Below are 21,371 nucleotides of genomic sequence, written 5' to 3'. Positions count from 1 at the left end.
ATTTCATTGACTTGCATGTAGTACAGAAGGGTGTACATGCCGTATCCTCTAGCATATGTTGTCCTACACGTTATTCGGCCAAAGTTACTAAAGGGGAAAGATACATCATGTGGTTGAATTTGAGATTGCAGGGAATGTTCCTTGCCTTACTTGCGGCTATGGAGATGACTGTAGGAACAGTCGATTCCCCATGATACATCTAGTAAGTAGGTATATAATAAGAAAAATATGGGAATCATATTCTTTTTAAGAAGTTGAAAGAATGAGAATGGTTTGATTATCAATCAATTTTTAGTGGAGAATAATGATGCTAAAAGATAAGGAACGCCGAGACTTGAATGTATGATTAGAATGATCCAAATGATGTATACTTCCTTATGGGCTTTGACGGCGGTGTGGACACTTGTGGACATAGCAGGTCCAGCATATAGAGTGACGATACCGAGCATCATTTATGTAGCTAATCAATGAACCAATTATTACCCCCATAAAAATAAGGATAATAACATTTATTGTAAAAATATTTGATTGGTCTAGGGAATGACTCTCATCAAAAATTTTAACGCAGTGTAATTTGATATAAGATTATCATGTTTAAAAAGACGTCTCTGGTGCAACTGTGACAGCAGTTATGCATATAAATAGAGACGTCCTTCTTTTTTTATTTATTACAGTAGACAAAGTATGTCCATAGTGATGTGGTACTATTGAAAAAAAGATGGACAGTGCTTGTCATACACTATTTAGATAGGGGGAGACGTGATTGGTTATTTCGAAAGACAAGACTAAACTTCTTGTTTTAGGCACAGTTTGTAAGGAGCTACAGACAGTACTATGGGATTTAGTAGAAGAATATGCCACAACAGATCCGCGGGCGACGGATCATATTTTTCATCTTTCAATTGAGTGTGCCTGTGGCGAAGTCTTTCAAAAGATTACATATAGGAAGGATCACAGCTCCTTCTGTAAGATATTCTATTATAAATACATATATGAAGCAGTTCAAACTACAATCTGGATTCGGGATGCTATTGATCCGAGAACAATGCTTATACCGACTGACAAGGGAAAATGGAAATAAGCAGGATTCGACAAAAAACTGGGAATATAGGTGGTATAATGGAAAAAAAGCAGTAATATAGCAAGTGGGTGTATATCATATGGCAAGTGATTGTGATAATGAAGAAAAAACTATACGTGTCTTAGATTTTTTTGAAAGATTACATAAAGGTGATATTGTCAGTAAGACTTTAGAAGCCGAACGATATGGCATGACAACGAAAACAGTACAACGTGATATTCAGACAATCAATAAATATCTTCTTAAAATGTATGGTGCAGATTCTTCCTGTAATGTGAAATATTCTAAGCCGCACAATGGTTATCGAATGGAACGACAAAAACATTCTTGGTTGACAGGTGAGGAAATATTGTCCATTGCAAAGGTCTTGCTTGAAAGTCGTGCTTTTTCAAAAAATGAAATGATCATACTTCTTGATAAGTTATCCATACAATGTGCTGCTGAAGAATGTAAACACATTAAAGAAGTGATTCGCAATGAACGACACCACTATATTCCAACACAGCACAATCAGATGTTAGGAGAAAAAATTTGGCAGTTAAGTTTAGCTGTGCGTGAACAGCGTATGCTGACAATTCACTATCAAAAAGAGCAAGATAAGACAATTGTTGAACGTATTGTCGAGCCACAAGGCATTATTTTTTCGGAATATTATTTTTATCTAATTGCTTATATACATGGCAAGGACTATGAGTTTCCTGCTATTTATCGCCTTGATCGCATTCATGAATACTGCGTACTTGATGCGCATTTTAGAGTACAACAGGCAAAACGATTTGAAGAAGGTGAGTTTCGTAAGCGTGTGCAGTTTATGACCAGTGGCAACTTATTGCGTATACGCTTTAAATTTTGGGGTAAATCGTTAGATGCTGTACTTGATCGACTCCCTACGGCGCGTGTCTTATCTCAGGATGGTAATATAGCAGTGGTGGAAGCTGAAGTTTATGGTCGGGGTATAAAAATGTGGCTGTTAAGTCAGGCGGAGTTCTTAGAGGTTTTGGAACCGCAGGAATTGCGGGAAGAGATGCAGGGAACTATTATGGGTATGCTGAAACATTATTTATAAGATCCAAATGTGTGTGGGAAATATGTGTTTATGATATGAGATAGAGCTAAATAGATACAAAGATGCTCATCAGCTAATGCAAGGCTAGGTATGGACGACGAAAAGTTGAGAAAAAAATTTTTTATTTTATTTAATAGGATGTTTAAAGCACCTGCCTAATGAATATAACTCATCCAGAGGCAGGCAATTGATATATTAGTGGTAAGTACTGTATGGCATAGGGCGATTAATATATTTATTACTTGCTAGTTAGACCGTATATGATATAATATAAAAATAAAATTTCTTTTGGGGATGGTATGTTGAATGTCGTCTGATATGCAAGATTTGGCAATCGTTTTTGGTCTAGAGTATGCTGTCTTAACTTTTATTCCTACGCCTTTGTTTCATCTTATTTTTACGATTACGATTTTTACGATTTTTGTATTTCGATTTTTTCCTGATAAAATACCAAACTGTATCTATGATTTGGTATTAAAAAAATAATTTATATCATTGGTTATATGATAGCTGCCGTTATGGTGGCTATTTTTTTTATTTATTTTAGACTACTTTAAGGCAACTGTCGACGTACAACGAATGACGTGTTATGATGGTGTTAGGAGGTGAGGGAATGGAGCAAGTGGAAAATACCTTGTAAAAAATATATCCGCTTTATCCATTTTGTACAACATGAAAAATAAAATCACAGGATTACTTATTGTTACTAGTACCAGTATTGGAATGCACCATGAATTTAATAATTTGGTTACAGCTTGTTTTATGGCTGTAATGGTTATGATCAGTAGTTATTGTATTGTAAAATTATTTTCTGGTAGTAGATGAATAGAAAGCTACCACCAGTTGGCTAATACTGGTGAAAGGATGATTGAATGAAGTTGCAAGATCTTCATAAAGACTCAAAAAAATATTTATCTGCTGGACAAGTAGCAGAATTATATGGAATTAATAGAAGTTCAGTTATAACAGCCTGCAATAAAGGTAGAATGAACGATAATGAAGCAGTTAATACTGTGCTTGGGTGGTTGATTACACCTTCAGGGGCAGAACGTCTTTGGGGTGATCGGAAGTAAGAGTGGGTTGTTTCGAGAGCACATTAAATGGCAAGCGATATAGGTAAGCGAGATTGTAAATGAGGAGTGAGTGATAATGGATCAAGAAAAACTGATTGATGAAATTAAAGAACGTTATGAAATGGTATTATATCCAAATGTTAATGGGCAATGGATTATTAGATTGTATAACCTGGAAGATTGCACTAAGTCCAATAATGATCGTGCAAATCAAAAAAAGTGTATTTACAGTAATAGTGGTAAGGCATTGGAAAGTGTCTTATTATTAGCGCATAGTTTTGCGTTAGGTAAATAGTTAACTTTTTATATCACAGCATATAACTGGAGATAATAATTCATATAGGAGGTGATGAGATTGAACCATCAAAATAACAACACGGAAAATAAAAATATAGAGTTGCTTAGAGAAATAGCTAGTAAAAATAATAACGGAAATATTAATGAAAGCATAAATATAGATCGTGCTTATGAGATAGCTAATAAAAACAACATTCGGAATGAAAACAAACAATAGTTGCAATATCTCAGCAGAACAGTAAAATCCAGTGCAGCAGAAAAGGGTCATAGATATAATTAATTTATAAGGCATGTAAAAAGAGTCACCTTGATGGGTGGCTCTTAAAGATATTTACTCTTTTAAATTATAACCTTCTTCTTTTTATTCTCCCTCATACCATATAATAAAATTGTCGAAATATTCATACATTGACATGCTTTGTCAATGTATTTTAGATAAAAACTAACCCAGCACAATGGCTGGGTAGTAAAATTAGTTATAAATAATTGCCGATCTCTTTCCTAATACTGCATGAGCTTTGTGTGCAAAATAAATATTTCTATACTCATCTGTTTTGGAGCAATCATGGCAAACAAATTCGTAAGTAGTTGATGATATTTCTTCAATAGGTATTTTCGTAGCCTCAGACATTGCAGAGTAAAAATTTTCAATGTCCACTCTTTGCGGATGAGCGCACATTGCACATGGGATGATTGTTTCTTTGCCCATACATCAGCGCCTTCTTTCTATTTGGTATTTTAAATATTATATTTCTATTTATGCGTTTAAAATCCTTTTCGTTAATAAAAAATAACCCAGCGTGGGGATGGCGGGAAAATATATTTAATCATTTTTTTGTGATAATTCATACAAAATGAGTATCGTATAAATAAAAAATTCTAATACTATACAGATAATCTTCATTTTAAACAAGTCGGGAGGAAAACGAATGAAAAAATTTGTTTGTATAATTTGTGGGTATGTTCATGAAGGGGAGGAAGCCCCNTTAATCATTTTTTTGTGATAATTCATACAAAATGAGTATCGTATAAATAAAAAATTCTAATACTATACAGATAATCTTCATTTTAAACAAGTCGGGAGGAAAACGAATGAAAAAATTTGTTTGTATAATTTGTGGGTATGTTCATGAAGGGGAGGAAGCCCCCGACCAATGTCCAATTTGTAAGGCCAGTAAAGATAAATTTAAAGAAATGACTGGCGAGTTGGCCTGGGCAGATGAACATAGAATTGGGATTACAAAAGATATTTCTATAGAAATTTTAGAGGGATTAAGGGCTAATTTTATAGGTGAATGTACTGAGGTTGGAATGTATTTAGCGATGTCGCGCCAAGCAGATAGACAAGGATACCCAGAAGTAGCAGAAGCATATAAAAGAATTGCCTTTGAGGAAGCTGAGCATGCTGCTAAGTTTGCTGAGATTTTAGGTGAAGTGGTAGTCGCGGATACAAAAGCTAATCTAAGTGCACGTGTTGAAGCTGAATATGGAGCATGTGAAGGTAAGAAAAAACTTGCAACATTAGCTAAACAAAATAATTTGGATGCAATCCACGATACAGTACACGAGATGTGTAAGGATGAGGCTAGACACGGATGTGCCTTCAAGGGCTTACTCGATCGATATTTTAAATAAAGGAGAAATTTAAATGGTAAAAATCAACTGTCAAGTGACTAACTGCTCCCATAATAAATCTAGTATATGCTACGCAAATTGTGTTGATATAGTTGGTAGTTCTGCTAAAAAGAACGATGATACTTGTTGTGGATCATTTTTAAATAAAATCCATTACTCGGAGTTAACCAATAATACACTGCGCCTAGGTGCGTGTGATTGTTTAAAATGCACTGTTGAGACATGTGCTTTTAATAATAATCATCTGTGCACATTAGACAATATTCAGGTGAATGGAGAAAATGTGGAGTATCACACTCAAACCGATTGTGATAGTTTTAAATTCAGCAGATAGACACGTTTGATCCAGGAAATGGTCTGTGCTAAAAAAGTATTTTCTAGGTAGGGTGGTCACTAGTTAACGATTGATTGAGGTATAAAATCACGTACCAAAGTCAATCGTTAAAGCGTGGCCTTTTTTATTTGCTATTGAAATGCTGTCCTTAAAAATAAAAAATCCAGCAAGTAAAATTCTACTTGCTGGCGTTAAAGCAGACTTTATTATTTTACAGGTTTGCTTGCCTTATATACAGCTGATAAAGCTACTGATACTGCCATTTTGGCATTGCTAGACGATGCTCCGTAACCTTTAGCTATCGTTTTAATTTCATTTTTAAACTTTTGCTCATCGAAATCAATAATCATATTATCACCTCGTTGTGAAATAAATTAATAGATTACATAGTTAGTTTATGCGTATTGCTTGAAGGAAGTGAAAAATATATTGCGTACTAGGGCGTTAGTAGATGGATGATAAAGAATGTAGTCAGAGCATGGAGCTGTGACTTATGAAATTTAATCAAAAAAGAACAAGACCAGCGCCGTTGATGGTCTTGTTCCGGGAGAAAAGAGATGTGCACACAATCATATTATTGCCGTTTGAGGTAGGAGTTATACGTGGGAGGGGACTCAGATAAAGGAACGTTTTCACTCTCTTTACATATTATATATAGAATAATAGTGAAGAGAGGTGAAAAAATGAAAAAAGTTGAATCTGAACATGATAATAGAGGAGGCTATATGCCTATTCAGTATGAAAATGATTGGCATAATGAATGCGAGTGTGAGTGTGATAACAAGTGTGATAATAAGTGTAATAACAAGTGTGAGTGTGATAACAAGTGTAATGATGAACGCGAGTGTCCTAAATGCCATCGTAAATGTCACAAAGAGTGGAAGTGGTGCCCATGGTGTAATCATGATTTTCATCATGGCTGTTGTTAGTGTTATCATTGCCAAGCGCCCTACAGGGCGCTTTTATTTATACAAAAAAAATAAACCACGTTTTGGCGAAACGTGGTTATAAGAGGGAATAGTTTGGTGGATTAATTTAGAAAGAATTAGCAGCTACAAGAAGAGTCTTCACTACAGCAGAAAAATAATAAAAGGATAATTATGATAATAATACAGCTACCATTGCGTCCGCCTCCAAAACCGAAGCCCATAAGTATTCCTCCTTTATCGAAGATAATACATTATATGATCATTAAACTTAGAAGGTGAGTATCATATAGCAGTCATAAGTGATTAAAAAAAAGAACTACTTACAAACGTGGATAGTCCTCGTATTTATAAATAGCAATATATAGCAGATAGGCAATATACGCACAATGCCTGTTCGTTGTTAAATTTATATTGTATAAAACATTCCCTTTCTTGACCACAGCAATTACACTTCGCATACTTAGATTCACTGCTTGTAGTAAGCATAATAACACCTCTTTTAAATTTAGTATTTAATAAAACGTATATTTTATGAGCGGATAATATTACCTTTTATTTAATTTTGTAGAAAATGGTAAAAGGGAGTAATGTGTCTCCGCATGATTTGCTTATCGGCATTTACGTTCAAGTGTGTGGCTTTTGATGAACTTTATCGAGTTAACAGAATACAATAACAGTGGGAGGTGATAAAGTTGGATGAAGAGTTGAAAAAGAAAATAGATGAATTAGGATCAAAGATCGATGATAAAGTTGAAGAAACATCTTCAACATACGATGTACCAAAATGGGTAGTATGGATTGGCGGAGCTATAGCGGTTAGCGTAATTATTAAAATTTTATTGTAATAATTACTTCTGATGTGGTGCAGTTCATAATTGACTTGGCAGGGGCTTTTTTATTTGCCTAAAAATAATAACATAAAGCTTTAAAAGCAATAATATAAGTATCTTGTAAAAAGGGAGGAAGGAATGTGGAAACAGTTAATGATGATCAAAAAGAAGATAAAGCCTACGTGGAATATTTAGAAGATCCTAACATAGTCTTAAATGAATTGAAGAAAAAAGAACTACTTAGTACTGCGATGTCAAATTATTACTTGTTATATCGATAAATGTAAGGCATCGTCTTATCTTAATTGATAGGACGGTGTTTTTTATTTGAATTGATATAGAATTATTTGTTCTCAATTTCGAGAATAATTCATAGAATGATTTTGTGGCTATTAAATGAGGGGAGGGATATTGAATTTGTTAATTCATACTCAGTGCGGCGGTAAAGTTAATATCAACAGACATGGTAAAGGAAAATGCGCAAAATGTGGTAAGAAAGTTAGTGTGCGGGTATCGAATAAATAGATGAGCCGTCTATCTTTGGGTAGAAAAATTTATATTTGCAAACAATTCGTTCAGTATTGAATAGTTATAATCAACACAATTGTATCTTTTAACAGAATAAACTTTTAAATTTACAATGATTACCATTTGAGATATAGTTAAATCAAAACCAACAAGTGGTCAAAATTAAAGGAGTGATAATCATGAAACTTTTAAAAACGATAGGATTATTTATTATGGAAGAACTAGCAAGACAGGGTGAAATTATGCAAAAAACAGGTTTCCACGATTAAAATGAATATAGAGATAAACTATAATAAAAATTAAAGCCATGTCTAGGAATAGTAGTCCTACGACATGGCTTATTTTTTTACCTAAAACAACTAATCAACTGTCAAATTACTAATAATAAAATTTTTAAAAAAGAAGTTTTCAAGGGGGAGTTTTGAGGTTGCATGACAAATTATATATAATAAAGTAAATGAATTTACAAAAGATAAGATATGCTTTTTGAAAATACCATTCAGAGGAGGATTTATCATTGAAAGAGAGTATTGACAAAACTGTGATTTCTAAGGTTATCATAGACCGTTTGCCGTTATATTTTCGTACTCTTAGGCTGAGTCGGGATGAAGGAATGGAAATTATTTCTTCTGAAGAACTAGGTCAACGTTTAGGAATTTCACCGGAACAAATTCGTAAAGATTTAGCTTCATTTGGGCAATTCGGTAAAAAAGGCGTTGGATACCATATAATGGATCTTATTTTTAATATAGGGAAGATTCTGGGGCTTGATAAAAATTGGCAGATTGCTATAGTTGGCTTAGGGCATCTTGGATGGGCATTAGCTCATTATCAAAAATTTGATTCCCTAGGTTTTAAATTAGTGGCTATTTTTGATAATGATCCCAATAAAATTGGGCAATGTATAGATGGTATACAAGTATCCAATTTAGACTGTTTAAAAGAAGTGATGCAAGAACAAATGATTCATATCGGAATTATTTCCGTGCCAGGAGTTTATGCCCAAGAAGTTGCTGATCAATTAGTTGATGCTGGAATACGTGGTATATGGAATTTTGCCCCACGTAAAATTAAAGTTCCAGATACTGTGCGAATTATCAATGAAGACCTATCTGTAGGACTCAGTAGCTTGTCTTTCCATTTAGCGAGGCAGTCACAAATCGAAGAATGAATTAGATGATCTCGTTGAAAATGATTTTTAAAATCCCACAAATATTACAGACTCTATTTAAATTTCCAAAATACTAAATTTTTTAGAGAGCAATCAAAAATTCAAATAGCCGTAAAATAAAAAGTTCTTATCTGTAAAAAGATAAGAACTAAAAAAATGAAACAAATTGATTTTCGCAATAGCGTTTTAATTTGTTTTTCTTTTATCTAATTAATTAGAGGCCACAATAACAGCGTTGACTATACCGGAATTCATCAATAGGTTTCATTTTATTTTCATCCATTTGATTAAGCATTGTATCTTTCCAACTCTGCTCCATGACTCCAGTTGCCGAATCTTGTTTTACCGAATCAGCTTCAAGAATTTGTTTGATGAGTATAGTTTTTTTCAAATCAATACACCTCCTAGAATTCTGCGCTAAAATTAAGATAAATTTAATTATTCATTAACTTTGGAATCATTACAATTTTCCTGTCTTTATAGTACACTATTAAAATGAAAAGGTAAAATTGATATTTGTAATCATTATGATTCTTTTTACCTATCAGGAAAATGGATTACAGATTAGCTATTAATCAAGAAGTAGCGTGACTGATTTAAACTTACAAAGTTTAAATTGATAATTTTGCTATTTTTAAAGCACTCTCCATACTTTTAGTTGATGCTATAAACCCTGCCTTGTGACAAAAGATAGAATCGTCTATTTTAATGATAGAATTTATTTCTTCACTTGATTTTCCTCTAATGGATTCTAATAGGTCTTTTCTTGCTTCGAAAGTATCAACGGTTTTCTTTACAGTCTGAATCTTATATTCTGCATTATCATCACTTGGAGAAATAACGAATAATACCTCATTATTTAAATCGATTTTAAGCAATTGATGGAGCCAAGGGCAACCATTTTTTAAAATCATTATTTCATTAATCGTCCTATTTTCAAAGGCATCATTTACGATGCTCCTTGCTTTTATAACAGAAACTTGTCTGCTTATTATTCTTTTTATCACCTCAGTTGCATAGTGAGTAGCTTCTTCGAACGCCTCATCTTGAGAATCATTTGAATCCCATGTAGGATTAAAACTTTGGATAATATCAGTTATCGAAGTTACTTTAATTTCTGATTTGATATCTATACCATTATCTGTAGCATCAATTCCCTGCACTAGGTTTTTATCAACATAATCAAAAATTGAGATGATATCATTTTCTTCAAATTGAGAATTAAATTTTTGGATTACTCTCGAACCAAACTCTCTCCAAACCAGACCACAAGAAGCATACGGAATATTATTTTCTCTAAGTTCTTTAGTTAACTGGTGATGGTCGAATTCTCCCAAAGATATGTCATAAACCAAATCTAACTTTTTGAGTATATTATCATCTCTTGTTCTTGTTACTTTTATATCCCCTAATAGTAACCTCAGTATAGCGGTAGCCATAACATCGTCTGCATGAAATTTCCCACTATGTGTCCCTAACGTTTTAATATTCTTTTCATTAATCATCATTTACCCTTTCATATTGAACTATTTATTACGAGTCATATTTATAGTATAGCATTGTTTAGGAGAAGTCTATCCAATAGCATGAATTAGTGGCACAGATCCAATCATCTCTCAATAGTAGTTTGACCATAGATTAATGATTAATGTTGGGGGTATTGCTATTAGAGAATGATAAATAAAAAAGGGCCCTCCATAGGAGAGCTAATGGGAGAGGAAAGATAGTTTAGGAACTAGGAATAAAATTATTATTGCCAGTTTAAAGGTAAATATACCTTTTATAAAGAAAAGTCAATTCAAATCATTTTTCTGATAGTTGAATGTAAGATTTTGTACTAGAATTATGGTGCTAGCATTGATAAAAGAAATCCTAATAGCCTTCAAAAATCTTGCAAATTAACCATATGGATATGATTGTTCCAAATGGAATAATAAGAAATAGTATTGAATTTTGGAAAATTTCAATAAGCAATCTAATCCCCCTGTACTTATTGTATGCAGCGTACGTTGGGGATAGCATTGCAGAATGAGATTGATCGATTAGTCGCGTGACCGTAGTTTCTTTTGATAAAGAGAATAACCAGTTTAAATAGAAACAGCCCATCTCTACTTTTATAAAAAAGTAAAGTGGGCTGTTTCTGTACCAATAAACGATGGTAGCATCAGTATATCACATTTACGCAATAAAATAAATGGGTGGTGGAAGTTAATTTATTAATTAGTCACTATCTCCAGTAAATAAACAAATAGGGCATATTATATGTTCTTCATCAGATTCAACTTGTACAAAACATTTCTTTTCTTGACCGCAAAAATGGCATTCCGCATATTGAAGTTTATTGTTTTCGCAATTCATAATAAAACTCCTTTTTAACTATAGGATATAACAAAATATATTTTTTATACTGCTAATCAATACAAAAAAGCCACGCTTTGGCTAGGATAATAAAAACGGCAATATTCCTGTTTTGCAATGCTTTTCAAAGTTGGCAGTGTCCATTTAACGGCTGATCCACTTAAAATCCAGTCGTGGTCGCCCAGGTGGGTAATAAAATTCTCCTGGCGAGGTACTACTATACTTTGCCACAAGATCTTTCGTGCATTACTAGTCGTATATCCGTCCATTAATATGGTGCAGGATTATGGATTACTTGTAACACTCGATCAAGTAATCCATAATCTTCAGATGCATTCGTAAAAAATATTATTAAAAATGGTGTTATATGATAAAGTTATAAATTTTTATGTTTTTTTATTTAAAGGATAAAATTACCTTTCGACGAAGTAATTATAAAATTGTTAAAAAGTGATAGTTTGTAAAGAACGCAAAAAATCATGAGAGATATTGCTGGAATCTTAGGAAAATAACCATTAATTTTTCACATAAAATGGAGGTAATATTATGGAAAATCATGTTGAGAAACCGGAAAATAATGAACTTTATATTCTATGGACAAGTGGAGACAAGGAAGTTGCTTTGAGTATGGCGTTTATGTATACGTTCAATTCTAAGACTAGGGGATGGTGGGATGACGTAACACTTATTGTATGGGGGGCTTCAGCAAAACTTTTGGCCACTGATGATGAAATCCAAGGGCGGGTTTCTCAAATGATAGAAGCTGGAGTTCATGTGACGGCTTGCGTAGCCTGCGCTCAGATGTATGGTGTCGCAGAGATTTTGGTGAATCTGGGAATCGACGTAAAACCTATGGGAATTCCACTTACTGATCTACTAAAGTCAGGTAAAAAAGTACTTTCTATATAATCTTTTTAATGAATTTTCGGCAAAATCAAACCTCCTGCAAGGATTCTAAGATGAATGCTTGCAGGAGGTTTGATTTTATTTTAACTATAATAATAAAAAAATTCTTGTAAAAATAAACGGTTAACTTCTTCTCCTATTTTCAACTAACAAGCGATCAATTTAACTGAGATGTTCTTATTCTAAAAACCATTTTTTACATGGGATAAGGACCTCATTATAGTACAAAACTAATAAGGGAGAATATTTGGTTGCAGGGAAGGATGACAATGATTCATATGGATCTTAGTATCATAATTCCAACTTTTAATGAAAAAAATAATGTTAGATTGATTGCTTCGAGAATAATGACCATTCTAAATCGGGAAAACTGTTTATATGAAATAGTATTTGTCGATGATAGTGTTGATGATACCTTAGCAGTGCTCGAAGAATTATGCAATGAATTTAGTTGTGTCAAATACCTTCATCGAAAGAATGAGAGGGGGCTGGCATCTGCAGTCGTAAAAGGATTTTATCATTCTCAAGGTAATCAAATTATTGTTATGGATGCAGACCTTCAGCATCCTCCTGAATTGATCCCATTAATCCTTAAACGATTATTACAAGCAGATATTGTAATTCCTAGCCGCTTCGTACCAGGAGGGTCAGATGGTGGACTAAATTTATTTCGTAAGCTAATATCTGGAATTGCTAGAGGAGTAGGATGTTTCTTTATTAAAAAACTGCGCCTCATTTCTGACTCTACAAGTGGATATTTTGCTCTTAAACGCAATGTGATAAACGCTGCTCATCTTGATCCTATTGGCTGGAAGATTCTTATAGAAATCCTTGTGAAGGGAAAATATCGGACTGTGCATGAAATTCCCTATTCCTTCATCGCAAGGGAAGCGGGGGAGTCAAAGATGAGCATAAAAGAACAATATAATTATCTTCGGCATATCCTTCGATTAGTCAATAATAGCCCTGAGGACTATAAGTTTTACTCCTTTTGTATTATAGGAGCCTTGGGAATTGTTGTAAATTTGCTCTGTTTACACATTTTTATTAAGTTATTTAATATGGGAGAATTATCATCGTCAGTCAGTGCTTCATGCATTGCAATAATTCATAACTTTTTATGGAATAATAATGTGACATGGCGAGAATATAAACAAGAAATTTTGTGGAAACGCATTGTAAAATTTTCGCAATTTTCTTTAATTTGTGGACTTGGTATTGGGATTACAACTTTATTTGCTCAAATCTTTCTCTTTTTAGGATGGAATATATATGCCGGCCAATTGCTAGGTATTTCAGTTTCAATTAATTGGAACTTTTTTGCAAATAGTAAATGGACATGGCCTGCTGAGCACAACGAAAGTAATAGAGAAGATGGAAAACCAATCGTGACACAGGAATTGCCAAGTAAAGTTTCCTTAAATTAACTTGAATTAAATAGAAGAGGTATTTACTCATGAAATTTCCTTCAAAAATTGTATGGATTTGCTTCTTCATTCATACACTCATCATTGTTGTCTCATATCTATTAGCTGATGCATTACCCCACCATGAACCAACGGGTTTTATTGACCAATCCATTTACCCTCTTTCGCCCTATATTGAAAAGCTGATCAAGTGGGATGCTCACTGGTATACCTATGTTGCTGGGCATGGTTATACTTCAAAATCAATCGTCTTTTTTCCAGCCATTATAGTCTTTATGAAAATCCTAGCCTATTTTGGCTTAAATTTTGCAGTTGCAGGTCTACTCATTTGTAACTTTTTTGCCTTCTTGAGCTTTTGGATGATGTATCTTACTTTTCAGTTAGATTTTTCTGAGAAGGAGGTTAAATATGCCCTCCTATCTTATGCTGTGATGCCTACTTCATTTTTTCTAAATAGTATTTATACCGAGCCGATCTTCATCACTTTCTCTCTCGCGTGTATTTATTTTGCAAGAACTCAAAAATGGTGGTATTCAGGGATAGCTGGTGCTCTCGCCACTTTAACCAGAAATTTAGGGATCTTCTTTTTTTTATTTTTATTGTATGAATTTATAAAAAACTATTCTCAATTGCATAAGGTAAAGTATGCGGCAATCTCTTTATTTTTTCCGCCTGTTGCCTTATTACTTTTTATGATTTATAATTTTTATTTACTCGGAGATCCAATCGCGTTTGTCGTTTCTCAGCAAGGATGGGGCAGGCATCTAGGCTTGCCATGGGAAAACATATGGAACAACTTACCTTTAACTTTTGCTAATAATCCTGATAATCAACCTGGAGCTGCCTTAGATTCATTTACTGTTGTTATTAGTTTAATCGGTTTGTTATGTACGACATTTTGGTCTAGATTCAAAGTTCATACATCCTACCTCATTATCGCATGGCTATGGTTTATAATCCCCTTAGTGTTTGCGGCTACTGAATTACCACTCTACAGTATGTCGCGTTTCCTTTTGCCCATATTCCCCTTATATTTATTTTTTGCTCGACTTCCCCAAAAAATCTTTTATTGTTATATAACGGTAAGCGCTTTTACTTTATTGTTATGTGCTTCCTTATTTATAAATTGGTATTGGATTGGATGATTCGATTTGAAAGCCGACTAAGGTCGGCTTTCAAATATTTCTGCTACAGTTTAAAAAATAGTAAAATAAACAGAAGAAATTAATAATGATATAAGTGGGAGAAATCGTTATGATAAAGAAGAAAATAATATTTTGAATAAGGATAAATAAAATAGATTGACACTAATGCAAACGTTTGTTATTATGAAATTACATTATATAGAAAAAGATTTTACTAATATTGGAGTACGCATTATGCCTGTAACAATAAAAGATATTGCCCTCATTGCTGGTGTGAGTTTTTCCACAGTATCGAGAAGTCTCAATGATAGCAACCTCGTAGCAGAGGCTACAAAAAAACAGATTAAAGAAATTGCTAAAGAGTTGGGATTTGAATTTAATGCGAGCGCGCGGAGTTTGAGTACTCAAAAGACTGGATCGATTGGCGTTATTTATCCTGAAAGTTTTGAAGCGTTTCATGTTAACTTATTTTATAATTCCTTACATAATCACATTAGGAAAACATTGGAGAGGGAAGCCCTCGATCTTATTGTGGCTTTTGCGAAAAACAGATTTGATGGTGATAGTAGTAATATTGAAAGATTAGTGAAAAGTAAAAAAGTTGACGGTCTCATTATTGTTAGTCCAATCTTGGATCAAGTTGACAAAGAGGCTTTACTTCTTATGAAGAAGCAGGGAATTCCCTTTGTGTTTTTGCATCATTATCCTAATGATCCATGGTTCTTAGAAGAGGCTAATATATTTTGCACAGATCATTTCACTGGTGGATATAGGGCGACCGAGCATCTTATACAACATGGTCATAAGCGGATTGCTTGTATCACTGCGGTGGGTAATATGGATGAATTTTCGAATCGAACAGATGGTTATAGGGCTGCACTGACTGAATATAATATTCATTTTGATGAAAAGATATTTTTCCATGGAGATCGATCTTTCCAGTCTGGTTATGAGATTATCATGGACAACAAGGAGAAAATAAAAGATTTTAGTGCGATTTTTTCTCAAAATGATTTAATGGCATTAGGAGCAATTCAAGCACTTACAGAATTGAAGTTAGAAGTACCTGAAGATATTGCCGTTGTTGGTTATGATGATATTGAATTGTTATCTTTTTTCAGACCTCTCTTAACGACGATTCATCAACCGCGAGAGAAAATTGCAGTATTAGCCTGTGAAACTTTGATTAATCTAATTAAAGATCAAAAGACGATTAAAAGAAATATATTAGTCAAGCCGTCATTAATTATACGAGAATCCTGTGGATCATTATAAAGGGGCATAGGATTTAATTTTGATAAGTCTTGTTGTCGCATTTTGCAAACGATTGCAAAATGCTGTAATGAAATTTCAGAATAAATTGAAGAGGCTAAATAAACAAATAAATTAATTTTAATTCTAAATTTGCTAACTTTAAAAGTAACATTCTAAAATTATATTTTTTTTTGCATTTTGTGCAAACGTTTGCACAAAATGTCGAAATAAATAGAGTGTTAAAAATTAATAAAGGATGTGATCGTCAGCCTGTGAGATTTGATGAAAATCCGATAATTAAAAAAAATATTTATTAGGAGGAATTGATAATGGTAAAAGTTGGTGTTGTAGGTTATGGCGTAATCGGACAGAGACTTGCAGATGGCGTTGCGTTGCAGGAGGACATGGAACTAATCGGAGTTGCTGATGTTTCTCCGACTCTTCCGATAAGGGCTTTGAAAGAAAAAGGTATGCCCTATAACTTCTATCTAGGTATAGCAGAAAATCTTCCTCAGTTTGCAGCTTTAGATATACCTGTAGCAGGGTCTTTAGAGGAACTTGTTCAGAAAGTTGATATTGTTCTTGATGCGACCAGCGCGGGTGTTGGCGCAAAAAACAAAGAACTGTATGCAAAGTATAACAAAAAAGCCATATTCCAAGGGGGCGAAAAAAATTCCGTCGCCGACGTTTTCTTTCATGGTTATGCCAACTATGAAAATGGTTTAGAAAAACAATTCTTGAAACTCACTTCTTGCAATACGACTGGATTAATTCGTTCTGTGGACTGCCTAGACCGGGAATATGGGGTAGAAAAAGTGGCGATTACCATTATACGGCGTGTCGCTGATCCTGGAGATTATCATCGCGGATTGACCAATGCCTTGCAAATTGACAAAGCCCCCAGTCACCAGGCTGAAGACTTAATGACAATCATGCCTCATATTAATGCAACGGGCATTCTAGTACATACACCTGTGACCCATGGTCATATTATCACGGTGGTAGCTACTACAAAGAAAAAAATTAATAAAGAGCAAGCTCTAGAAGTCTTTACCAAACATCCTCGCATCAGAGTCGTTCGTATTGAGGACGGATTCCAAGGCAATGCATCCTTGTTCCGATATGCAAGAGATCTTGGCAATCCTCGTGGTGATATGTATGAAATTGGGTTGTGGGACGAATCCATTGTTGAATCTGGCAATGATATTATGTATGCCATTAATATTCCCCAAGAAGCAGTTACTATACCAGAAACGATCGATGGTATACGAGCGGCTATGGGAATGCAAACAGAGGGAGTTCTTGCAGTCGCCGAAACCAATAAGTATTTGGGGATGGGAAAATGGATGAAAAAATAACTAAAATCCAGTCAATGGACAAATTTGACTTTTATGGTAAGACAGTCATTCTAAGGGTGGATATTAATTCTCCTTTGGATCCTAGAACAAAAAAAATCGTCAGTGAAAACCGCATTAAAAAGAGTATACCAACTTTGAGATATTTACTAGACCGAGGGGCCAAACTCGCCATTATCGCTCATCAAGGGGATACTTTAGATTATCATAATCTCATATCATTAGCAGAACATGCTCAGAAGTTATCCAAATACTTGTCCCAAGAAGTACTCTATATCGATGATGTATGCGGACCGGCTGCCCAGGAATCCGTCAAGAATCTCAAGTCTGGTGAAGCCGTATTGCTGGGAAATTTGCGATATCTTTCTGAAGAAATATCTACTTTTGAAGATGCGGTGAAACTAAAACCACAGGAGATGTTAAACACCTATTTAGTACGTAGTCTCGCACCGCTGGCGGACTATTATGTGAATGATGCTTTTGCAGCGGCTCATCGTAATGCACCTTCCATGGTGGCCTTTCAAGAAGTCTTGCCTACGGCAGGTGGCCTACTGCTCATTGATGAAATTAACGCCTTGTCAAAGGTGATGGAGTGCCCAGAGAGGCCTAATGTGTTTGTTCTAGGTGGGCTTAAAATATCCGATGCTTTTGGTATGATGAAACAGGTTTTGGAGAATGGTTCTGCTGATAAAATATTGACGTGTGGTGTTACGGGACAAATCATGTTGATGGCTGCTGGTTATGATTTAGGTTCTAAGAATGATAAATTTATAAAAGATCGAAAACTAGAAGTCTTTATAAAACCAGCTGAGGATTATCTTACACAGTATGGTGACAAAATTATATATCCCATGGACATGGCTTATGAGCATGATGGGAAAAGAGTTGAAATTGAAATCGATAAACTGCCTGTTGAAGAAATGTATCTGGATATTGGGCAAAAGACGATTGAAATTTTTAAGAATGAACTTGTTAAAGCAGGAACTATTTTTGTGAATGGTCCAGCAGGAGTTTATGAAAATCCTTTATTCGAAAATGGTACGAAGAATATTTGGACAGCGATTGCGAAGGCTCAAGGCTATTCGGTTATTGGCGGCGGAGACACAGTCAGCGCGGCGCAAAAGTTTATTGATACGACCCAAATCAATTATGTGTGCACAGCAGGTGGGGCTATGGTTCGATTCCTTTCTGGGGACAGTATGCCTTTAATTGAATCCATGAAGAATGCATATGACAGAACAGGGCGTTGTTAAAGCTGATACGATGCCTATTATTCCCTGGAAAAGGAAAAAATATTCTTCCAGGCAAAAAGGGGTGACAGAGTGATTAGTAAAGAGAAAATCAAAGAATTAGAGATCTTTGCACTACAAATCAGGATAGAGACGATAAAAGCGATGGGAAACTTAGGTTTTGGTCATATTGGTGGTGCCATGTCTATTGCTGATACGTTAGCCGTTCTGTACGGTGGTGCCATGAAATATGATGCAAAAAATCCTAAGTGGGAAGATCGAGATTGGTTAGTTTGTTCTAAAGGACATGCAGGTCCAGCTATTTATTCATCTTTAGCGCTTAAAGGTTTCTTCCCTTTAGAGGAATTATTGACATTAAATACACCAGGGACTCGTTTTCCCAGCCATTGTGATCGAAATCTTACAATTGGTATTGATATGACGACTGGCTCTTTGGGGCAAGGATCTTCTTTGGCTGTAGGGGTTGCTTTGGGGCATAGACTAGATGGCAAAGAAAATTATACCTATTTGGTGCTAGGCGATGGAGAAATGCAGGAAGGGCAAGTATGGGAAGCACTGTTACTGGCTGCGCAAAAAAAGGTAAATCATTTAATTACTTTTGTTGATTATAACAAACAACAATTAGATGGCTATACCAAAGATATTAATGATATGGGTGATATTAGGGCGAAAATTGACTCTTTTGGCTGGTATACGCAAGAAATTGATGGAGCAAATGTTGCAGAAATCCTAGAAGCTATCGAAAATGCGAAAAAGCAAGAAGAACGTCCCTCAGTGATTGTATTGAATACCTTAAAAGGTAAGGGGTGTTGCTTTGCTGAGCATGTGACCTTAAATCATCATATGACAATCAGTCCTGCGCAGATGGAAGAAGCACTTTCCGTACTAAGCGTTGAAATGGAAAGGCTGGTGACAGCATGAGCGCCATATTGATAGAACAACGGGTAAAAGAGCCTAAAGAAATGCGAAATGTATATTGCGAAACATTAATGGAGTTGGCAGAAGGCAACAAAAAAATCGTGGCTCTCGACGCTGATTTGATGAACTCCATGGGCATGACGAAGTTTGCCAAAGCATATCCAGAGCGAACGTTTAACGTTGGTATACAGGAAGCTAATATGATCGGTGTGGCTGCTGGACTTTCGGCAACAGGGAAAATTCCTTTTGCTCATTCATTTGGTCCTTTTGCGACTAGAAGATGTTTTGACCAATTATTTTTATCTTGTGGGTATGCCAAGCTGAATGTGAGAGTTGTTGGCAGCGATCCAGGTGTAACAGCAGCTTTTAATGGTGGTACACACATGCCTTTTGAAGATATGGGTATTGTGAGAAATATTCCAGGGATAACAATTTTGGAGCCAGTAGATTCCACCATGTTAGCTAACTTATTAAAACAAACGGCTGATCTATACGGAGTATTCTACATTAGGCTCCTTAGAAAGAACGCCATAAAAATTTATCAAGATGGTTCAACTTTTGAGATTGGTAAAGGAATCACGTTAAAAGACGGTCATGATGTAACGATTATCGCTAGCGGTATCATGGTGGATGATGCCCTAACGGCGGCAGAGGAATTAGAAAAACAAGGGATTTCAGTGAGGGTAGTCAATATGTTCACCTTAAAACCGATTGATAAAGAGTTGATTACTCAGTGTGCTGACGAAACTGGAGCGATCGTCACTGTAGAAAACCATAGTATTATCAATGGGTTTGGTTCTGCAGTAGCGGAAGTGATTGTAGAAAATAGCAGTGTTCCTATGGAAAGAGTGGGGGTCAATGACGCCTTTGGCGAAGTTGGGCCGCAAGATTATCTGAAACAACGCTTTGGCTTAACAACTGAAAACATCATGGCTAAAGTGCATAAAGTATTAGCCAGAAAAGGGTAATGGAGGTGTGAGAAATGTTAAGAATAAGGCAAGATAGACCATTTAAGTATGGATATAATCCAATTACACTCATGGATGAAGCCGAAGATAATACGATGATGGACTTTGGGATTTTACGATTAGGCAAAGATCAAATAGAACATTTGCTAGATCCAGAAAAAGAAAGGGCTATTCTTTTGATCCAGGGCGAAGTTACGTTGAGTTTTGGTGGGCAAGAAACCACAATAAAAAGAGAATCTTGTTTTGATTGTAGCCCTTGGGTGTTACATGTTCCAAAAGGGGTAGCCGTTAAGGTCATTGGCATCGCCAAAGATTCGGAACTTAGCATAACACAAACTACGAATGACCGAGTATTCCCAATAAAATTATATACTCCAGAAGAATGTGCTTCTGAAGAACGGGGCAAAGGGACTATGAAGGAAGCTTCAACACGAATTGTACGCACCGTGTTTGATTATCATAATGCGCCTTATTCGAATCTAGTTGTAGGCGAAGTCATCGATCATCCGGGCAAATGGTCAAGTTATCCACCACATCATCACCCTCAGCCTGAAATTTATTTTTATAAATTTTATCCTGAACAAGGGTATGGTTTTTCAGAGCTTGGTGAAGATGTTGTAAAACTTAGAAATAATGACACGGTGAAAATCCTTGATAGTGCAACTCACCCTCAAACGACAGCACCAGGGTATGCTATGTACTATATTTGGGTGATCCGGCATCTGGACCAAAATCCATATAAAAGTCCAGAATACCCTGTATTTGTACCAGAACATCTTTGGGTAACGGACAAAAACGCCAAAATTTGGCCTGATCGATAAAGAATAGGGTGAGCATCGATTTAGA

General features: G+C 35.1%; 27 protein-coding genes. 22 read left to right on the top strand and 5 right to left on the bottom strand.

Going from position 1 to position 21,371, the window contains the following annotated elements; translation table 11 throughout:
- Positions 1–763 precede the first annotated feature (763 nt).
- The 6 genes from ACAN52_RS16395 (at position 764) to ACAN52_RS16370 (ending at position 3,734) form a co-directional block, all read left to right on the top strand.
- The gene (locus ACAN52_RS16395; RefSeq protein WP_378956006.1) at positions 764–1,081 is read left to right on the top strand and encodes a DUF960 family protein; all 318 of its coding nucleotides are present in this window, start codon (positions 764–766) and stop codon (positions 1,079–1,081) included.
- Between the two features lie 79 nt (positions 1,082–1,160).
- Complete coding sequence (locus ACAN52_RS16390; RefSeq protein ID WP_378956005.1) at positions 1,161–2,147, top strand: helix-turn-helix transcriptional regulator; 987 nt, start codon at positions 1,161–1,163, stop codon at positions 2,145–2,147.
- A 306-nt stretch (positions 2,148–2,453) separates the two neighbouring features.
- Positions 2,454–2,633 (top strand): hypothetical protein, encoded by a 180-nt coding sequence (locus ACAN52_RS16385; protein ID WP_378956003.1) that lies wholly within the window; start codon positions 2,454–2,456, stop codon positions 2,631–2,633.
- Positions 2,634–3,019: 386 nt separating this feature from the next.
- The gene (locus ACAN52_RS16380; protein WP_378956002.1) at positions 3,020–3,220 is read left to right on the top strand and encodes a hypothetical protein; all 201 of its coding nucleotides are present in this window, start codon (positions 3,020–3,022) and stop codon (positions 3,218–3,220) included.
- 76 nt (positions 3,221–3,296) lie between these two features.
- Positions 3,297–3,515 (top strand): hypothetical protein, encoded by a 219-nt coding sequence (locus ACAN52_RS16375; protein ID WP_378956001.1) that lies wholly within the window; start codon positions 3,297–3,299, stop codon positions 3,513–3,515.
- A gap of 60 nt (positions 3,516–3,575) precedes the next feature.
- The gene (locus ACAN52_RS16370; RefSeq protein WP_378956000.1) at positions 3,576–3,734 is read left to right on the top strand and encodes a hypothetical protein; all 159 of its coding nucleotides are present in this window, start codon (positions 3,576–3,578) and stop codon (positions 3,732–3,734) included.
- A 255-nt stretch (positions 3,735–3,989) separates the two neighbouring features.
- On the opposite strand, the gene ACAN52_RS16365 is transcribed toward ACAN52_RS16370, so the two are convergent.
- The gene (locus ACAN52_RS16365) at positions 3,990–4,226 is read right to left on the bottom strand and encodes a hypothetical protein (RefSeq protein WP_378955999.1); all 237 of its coding nucleotides are present in this window, start codon (positions 4,224–4,226) and stop codon (positions 3,990–3,992) included.
- A 220-nt stretch (positions 4,227–4,446) separates the two neighbouring features.
- On the opposite strand from ACAN52_RS16365, the gene ACAN52_RS16360 reads away from it, so the two are divergent.
- From ACAN52_RS16360 to ACAN52_RS16350, 3 genes are all read left to right on the top strand, one after another.
- Entirely contained in the window at positions 4,447–4,521 is a 75-nt protein-coding gene (locus ACAN52_RS16360) for a rubredoxin-like domain-containing protein (protein ID WP_378956016.1), read from the top strand.
- Positions 4,522–4,609: 88 nt separating this feature from the next.
- Positions 4,610–5,152 (top strand): NADH peroxidase, encoded by a 543-nt coding sequence (locus ACAN52_RS16355; protein WP_378955998.1) that lies wholly within the window; start codon positions 4,610–4,612, stop codon positions 5,150–5,152.
- A gap of 13 nt (positions 5,153–5,165) precedes the next feature.
- Complete coding sequence (locus tag ACAN52_RS16350; RefSeq protein ID WP_378955997.1) at positions 5,166–5,486, top strand: DUF1540 domain-containing protein; 321 nt, start codon at positions 5,166–5,168, stop codon at positions 5,484–5,486.
- A 206-nt stretch (positions 5,487–5,692) separates the two neighbouring features.
- Here ACAN52_RS16350 and ACAN52_RS16345 read toward each other — a convergent pair whose 3' ends face one another.
- Complete coding sequence (locus tag ACAN52_RS16345; RefSeq protein WP_378955996.1) at positions 5,693–5,836, bottom strand: hypothetical protein; 144 nt, start codon at positions 5,834–5,836, stop codon at positions 5,693–5,695.
- A gap of 436 nt (positions 5,837–6,272) precedes the next feature.
- Between ACAN52_RS16345 and ACAN52_RS16340 the strand changes: the two genes are divergently transcribed.
- The 4 genes from ACAN52_RS16340 (at position 6,273) to ACAN52_RS16325 (ending at position 8,944) form a co-directional block, all read left to right on the top strand.
- A complete protein-coding gene (locus ACAN52_RS16340) occupies positions 6,273–6,497 on the top strand; it encodes a hypothetical protein (protein WP_378955995.1) in 225 nt (74 codons plus the stop codon).
- A 610-nt stretch (positions 6,498–7,107) separates the two neighbouring features.
- Positions 7,108–7,260 (top strand): hypothetical protein, encoded by a 153-nt coding sequence (locus tag ACAN52_RS16335; protein ID WP_378955994.1) that lies wholly within the window; start codon positions 7,108–7,110, stop codon positions 7,258–7,260.
- A gap of 125 nt (positions 7,261–7,385) precedes the next feature.
- Positions 7,386–7,526, top strand: a complete 141-nt coding sequence (locus ACAN52_RS16330; protein WP_378955993.1) for a hypothetical protein — start codon at positions 7,386–7,388, stop codon at positions 7,524–7,526.
- 764 nt (positions 7,527–8,290) lie between these two features.
- A complete protein-coding gene (locus ACAN52_RS16325; RefSeq protein ID WP_378955992.1) occupies positions 8,291–8,944 on the top strand; it encodes a redox-sensing transcriptional repressor Rex in 654 nt (217 codons plus the stop codon).
- Positions 8,945–9,158: 214 nt separating this feature from the next.
- Here the strand turns inward: ACAN52_RS16325 and ACAN52_RS16320 are convergent, their stop codons facing one another.
- The 3 genes from ACAN52_RS16320 to ACAN52_RS16310 form a co-directional block, all read right to left on the bottom strand.
- On the bottom strand, positions 9,159–9,335 hold the full coding sequence (locus ACAN52_RS16320) for a hypothetical protein (protein ID WP_378955991.1): 177 nt from the start codon (positions 9,333–9,335) through the stop codon (positions 9,159–9,161).
- Between the two features lie 220 nt (positions 9,336–9,555).
- On the bottom strand, positions 9,556–10,452 hold the full coding sequence (locus ACAN52_RS16315; protein ID WP_378955989.1) for an MYG1 family protein: 897 nt from the start codon (positions 10,450–10,452) through the stop codon (positions 9,556–9,558).
- 712 nt (positions 10,453–11,164) lie between these two features.
- Positions 11,165–11,302 (bottom strand): hypothetical protein, encoded by a 138-nt coding sequence (locus ACAN52_RS16310; protein WP_378955988.1) that lies wholly within the window; start codon positions 11,300–11,302, stop codon positions 11,165–11,167.
- A 546-nt stretch (positions 11,303–11,848) separates the two neighbouring features.
- On the opposite strand from ACAN52_RS16310, the gene ACAN52_RS16305 reads away from it, so the two are divergent.
- The 9 genes from ACAN52_RS16305 to ACAN52_RS16265 all read left to right on the top strand — a co-directional run bounded on the left by ACAN52_RS16305 (position 11,849) and on the right by ACAN52_RS16265 (position 21,346).
- The gene (locus ACAN52_RS16305; RefSeq protein ID WP_378955987.1) at positions 11,849–12,211 is read left to right on the top strand and encodes a DsrE family protein; all 363 of its coding nucleotides are present in this window, start codon (positions 11,849–11,851) and stop codon (positions 12,209–12,211) included.
- A gap of 248 nt (positions 12,212–12,459) precedes the next feature.
- Positions 12,460–13,635 carry a glycosyltransferase gene (locus tag ACAN52_RS16300; RefSeq protein WP_378955986.1) on the top strand — a complete coding sequence of 392 codons (1,176 nt, stop codon included), beginning with the start codon at positions 12,460–12,462 and terminating at the stop codon, positions 13,633–13,635.
- Between the two features lie 29 nt (positions 13,636–13,664).
- Positions 13,665–14,780 (top strand): hypothetical protein, encoded by a 1,116-nt coding sequence (locus ACAN52_RS16295; protein WP_378955985.1) that lies wholly within the window; start codon positions 13,665–13,667, stop codon positions 14,778–14,780.
- Between the two features lie 234 nt (positions 14,781–15,014).
- Positions 15,015–16,055 carry a LacI family DNA-binding transcriptional regulator gene (locus ACAN52_RS16290; protein ID WP_378955984.1) on the top strand — a complete coding sequence of 347 codons (1,041 nt, stop codon included), beginning with the start codon at positions 15,015–15,017 and terminating at the stop codon, positions 16,053–16,055.
- 308 nt (positions 16,056–16,363) lie between these two features.
- The gene (locus ACAN52_RS16285) at positions 16,364–17,392 is read left to right on the top strand and encodes a type II glyceraldehyde-3-phosphate dehydrogenase (protein ID WP_378955983.1); all 1,029 of its coding nucleotides are present in this window, start codon (positions 16,364–16,366) and stop codon (positions 17,390–17,392) included.
- Positions 17,377–18,642 (top strand): phosphoglycerate kinase, encoded by a 1,266-nt coding sequence (locus ACAN52_RS16280; RefSeq protein ID WP_378955982.1) that lies wholly within the window; start codon positions 17,377–17,379, stop codon positions 18,640–18,642. The genes ACAN52_RS16285 and ACAN52_RS16280 overlap by 16 nt, the downstream gene beginning before the upstream one ends.
- Before the next feature lie 69 nt (positions 18,643–18,711).
- On the top strand, positions 18,712–19,560 hold the full coding sequence (locus tag ACAN52_RS16275; RefSeq protein WP_378955981.1) for a transketolase: 849 nt from the start codon (positions 18,712–18,714) through the stop codon (positions 19,558–19,560).
- Positions 19,557–20,525, top strand: coding sequence for a transketolase family protein (locus ACAN52_RS16270; protein WP_378955980.1), 969 nt, complete (start codon positions 19,557–19,559; stop codon positions 20,523–20,525). Before ACAN52_RS16275 ends, ACAN52_RS16270 begins: the two co-directional genes overlap by 4 nt.
- 14 nt (positions 20,526–20,539) lie before the next feature.
- A complete protein-coding gene (locus ACAN52_RS16265; protein ID WP_378955979.1) occupies positions 20,540–21,346 on the top strand; it encodes a 5-deoxy-glucuronate isomerase in 807 nt (268 codons plus the stop codon).
- The last annotated feature ends 25 nt before the right edge of the window (positions 21,347–21,371 follow it).

Origin of the sequence: Pelosinus sp. sgz500959, from assembly GCF_042610375.1 — a bacterium.
In the GTDB taxonomy this organism is placed as follows: Bacteria; Bacillota; Negativicutes; order DSM-13327; family DSM-13327; genus CTSoil-075.
Note: the sequence above shows the minus strand (reverse complement) of the source record. Positions and strands in the feature narration are given on the sequence as shown.

Excerpts from the sequence above, each read along its gene's own strand:
- ACAN52_RS16390 (WP_378956005.1), top strand. The coding sequence starts at position 1,161 with ATGGCAAGTGATTGTGATAATGAAGAAAAAACTATACGTGTCTTAGAT.
- ACAN52_RS16385 (WP_378956003.1), top strand. The coding sequence starts at position 2,454 with ATGTCGTCTGATATGCAAGATTTGGCAATCGTTTTTGGTCTAGAGTAT.
- ACAN52_RS16380 (WP_378956002.1), top strand. The coding sequence starts at position 3,020 with ATGAAGTTGCAAGATCTTCATAAAGACTCAAAAAAATATTTATCTGCT.
- ACAN52_RS16375 (WP_378956001.1), top strand. The coding sequence starts at position 3,297 with ATGGATCAAGAAAAACTGATTGATGAAATTAAAGAACGTTATGAAATG.
- ACAN52_RS16365 (WP_378955999.1), bottom strand. The coding sequence starts at position 4,226 with ATGGGCAAAGAAACAATCATCCCATGTGCAATGTGCGCTCATCCGCAA.
- ACAN52_RS16355 (WP_378955998.1), top strand. The coding sequence starts at position 4,610 with ATGAAAAAATTTGTTTGTATAATTTGTGGGTATGTTCATGAAGGGGAG.
- ACAN52_RS16350 (WP_378955997.1), top strand. The coding sequence starts at position 5,166 with ATGGTAAAAATCAACTGTCAAGTGACTAACTGCTCCCATAATAAATCT.
- ACAN52_RS16345 (WP_378955996.1), bottom strand. The coding sequence starts at position 5,836 with ATGATTATTGATTTCGATGAGCAAAAGTTTAAAAATGAAATTAAAACG.
- ACAN52_RS16315 (WP_378955989.1), bottom strand. The coding sequence starts at position 10,452 with ATGATGATTAATGAAAAGAATATTAAAACGTTAGGGACACATAGTGGG.
- ACAN52_RS16310 (WP_378955988.1), bottom strand. The coding sequence starts at position 11,302 with ATGAATTGCGAAAACAATAAACTTCAATATGCGGAATGCCATTTTTGC.
- ACAN52_RS16305 (WP_378955987.1), top strand. The coding sequence starts at position 11,849 with ATGGAAAATCATGTTGAGAAACCGGAAAATAATGAACTTTATATTCTA.
- ACAN52_RS16295 (WP_378955985.1), top strand. The coding sequence starts at position 13,665 with ATGAAATTTCCTTCAAAAATTGTATGGATTTGCTTCTTCATTCATACA.
- ACAN52_RS16290 (WP_378955984.1), top strand. The coding sequence starts at position 15,015 with ATGCCTGTAACAATAAAAGATATTGCCCTCATTGCTGGTGTGAGTTTT.
- ACAN52_RS16285 (WP_378955983.1), top strand. The coding sequence starts at position 16,364 with ATGGTAAAAGTTGGTGTTGTAGGTTATGGCGTAATCGGACAGAGACTT.
- ACAN52_RS16280 (WP_378955982.1), top strand. The coding sequence starts at position 17,377 with ATGGATGAAAAAATAACTAAAATCCAGTCAATGGACAAATTTGACTTT.
- ACAN52_RS16270 (WP_378955980.1), top strand. The coding sequence starts at position 19,557 with ATGAGCGCCATATTGATAGAACAACGGGTAAAAGAGCCTAAAGAAATG.
- ACAN52_RS16265 (WP_378955979.1), top strand. The coding sequence starts at position 20,540 with ATGTTAAGAATAAGGCAAGATAGACCATTTAAGTATGGATATAATCCA.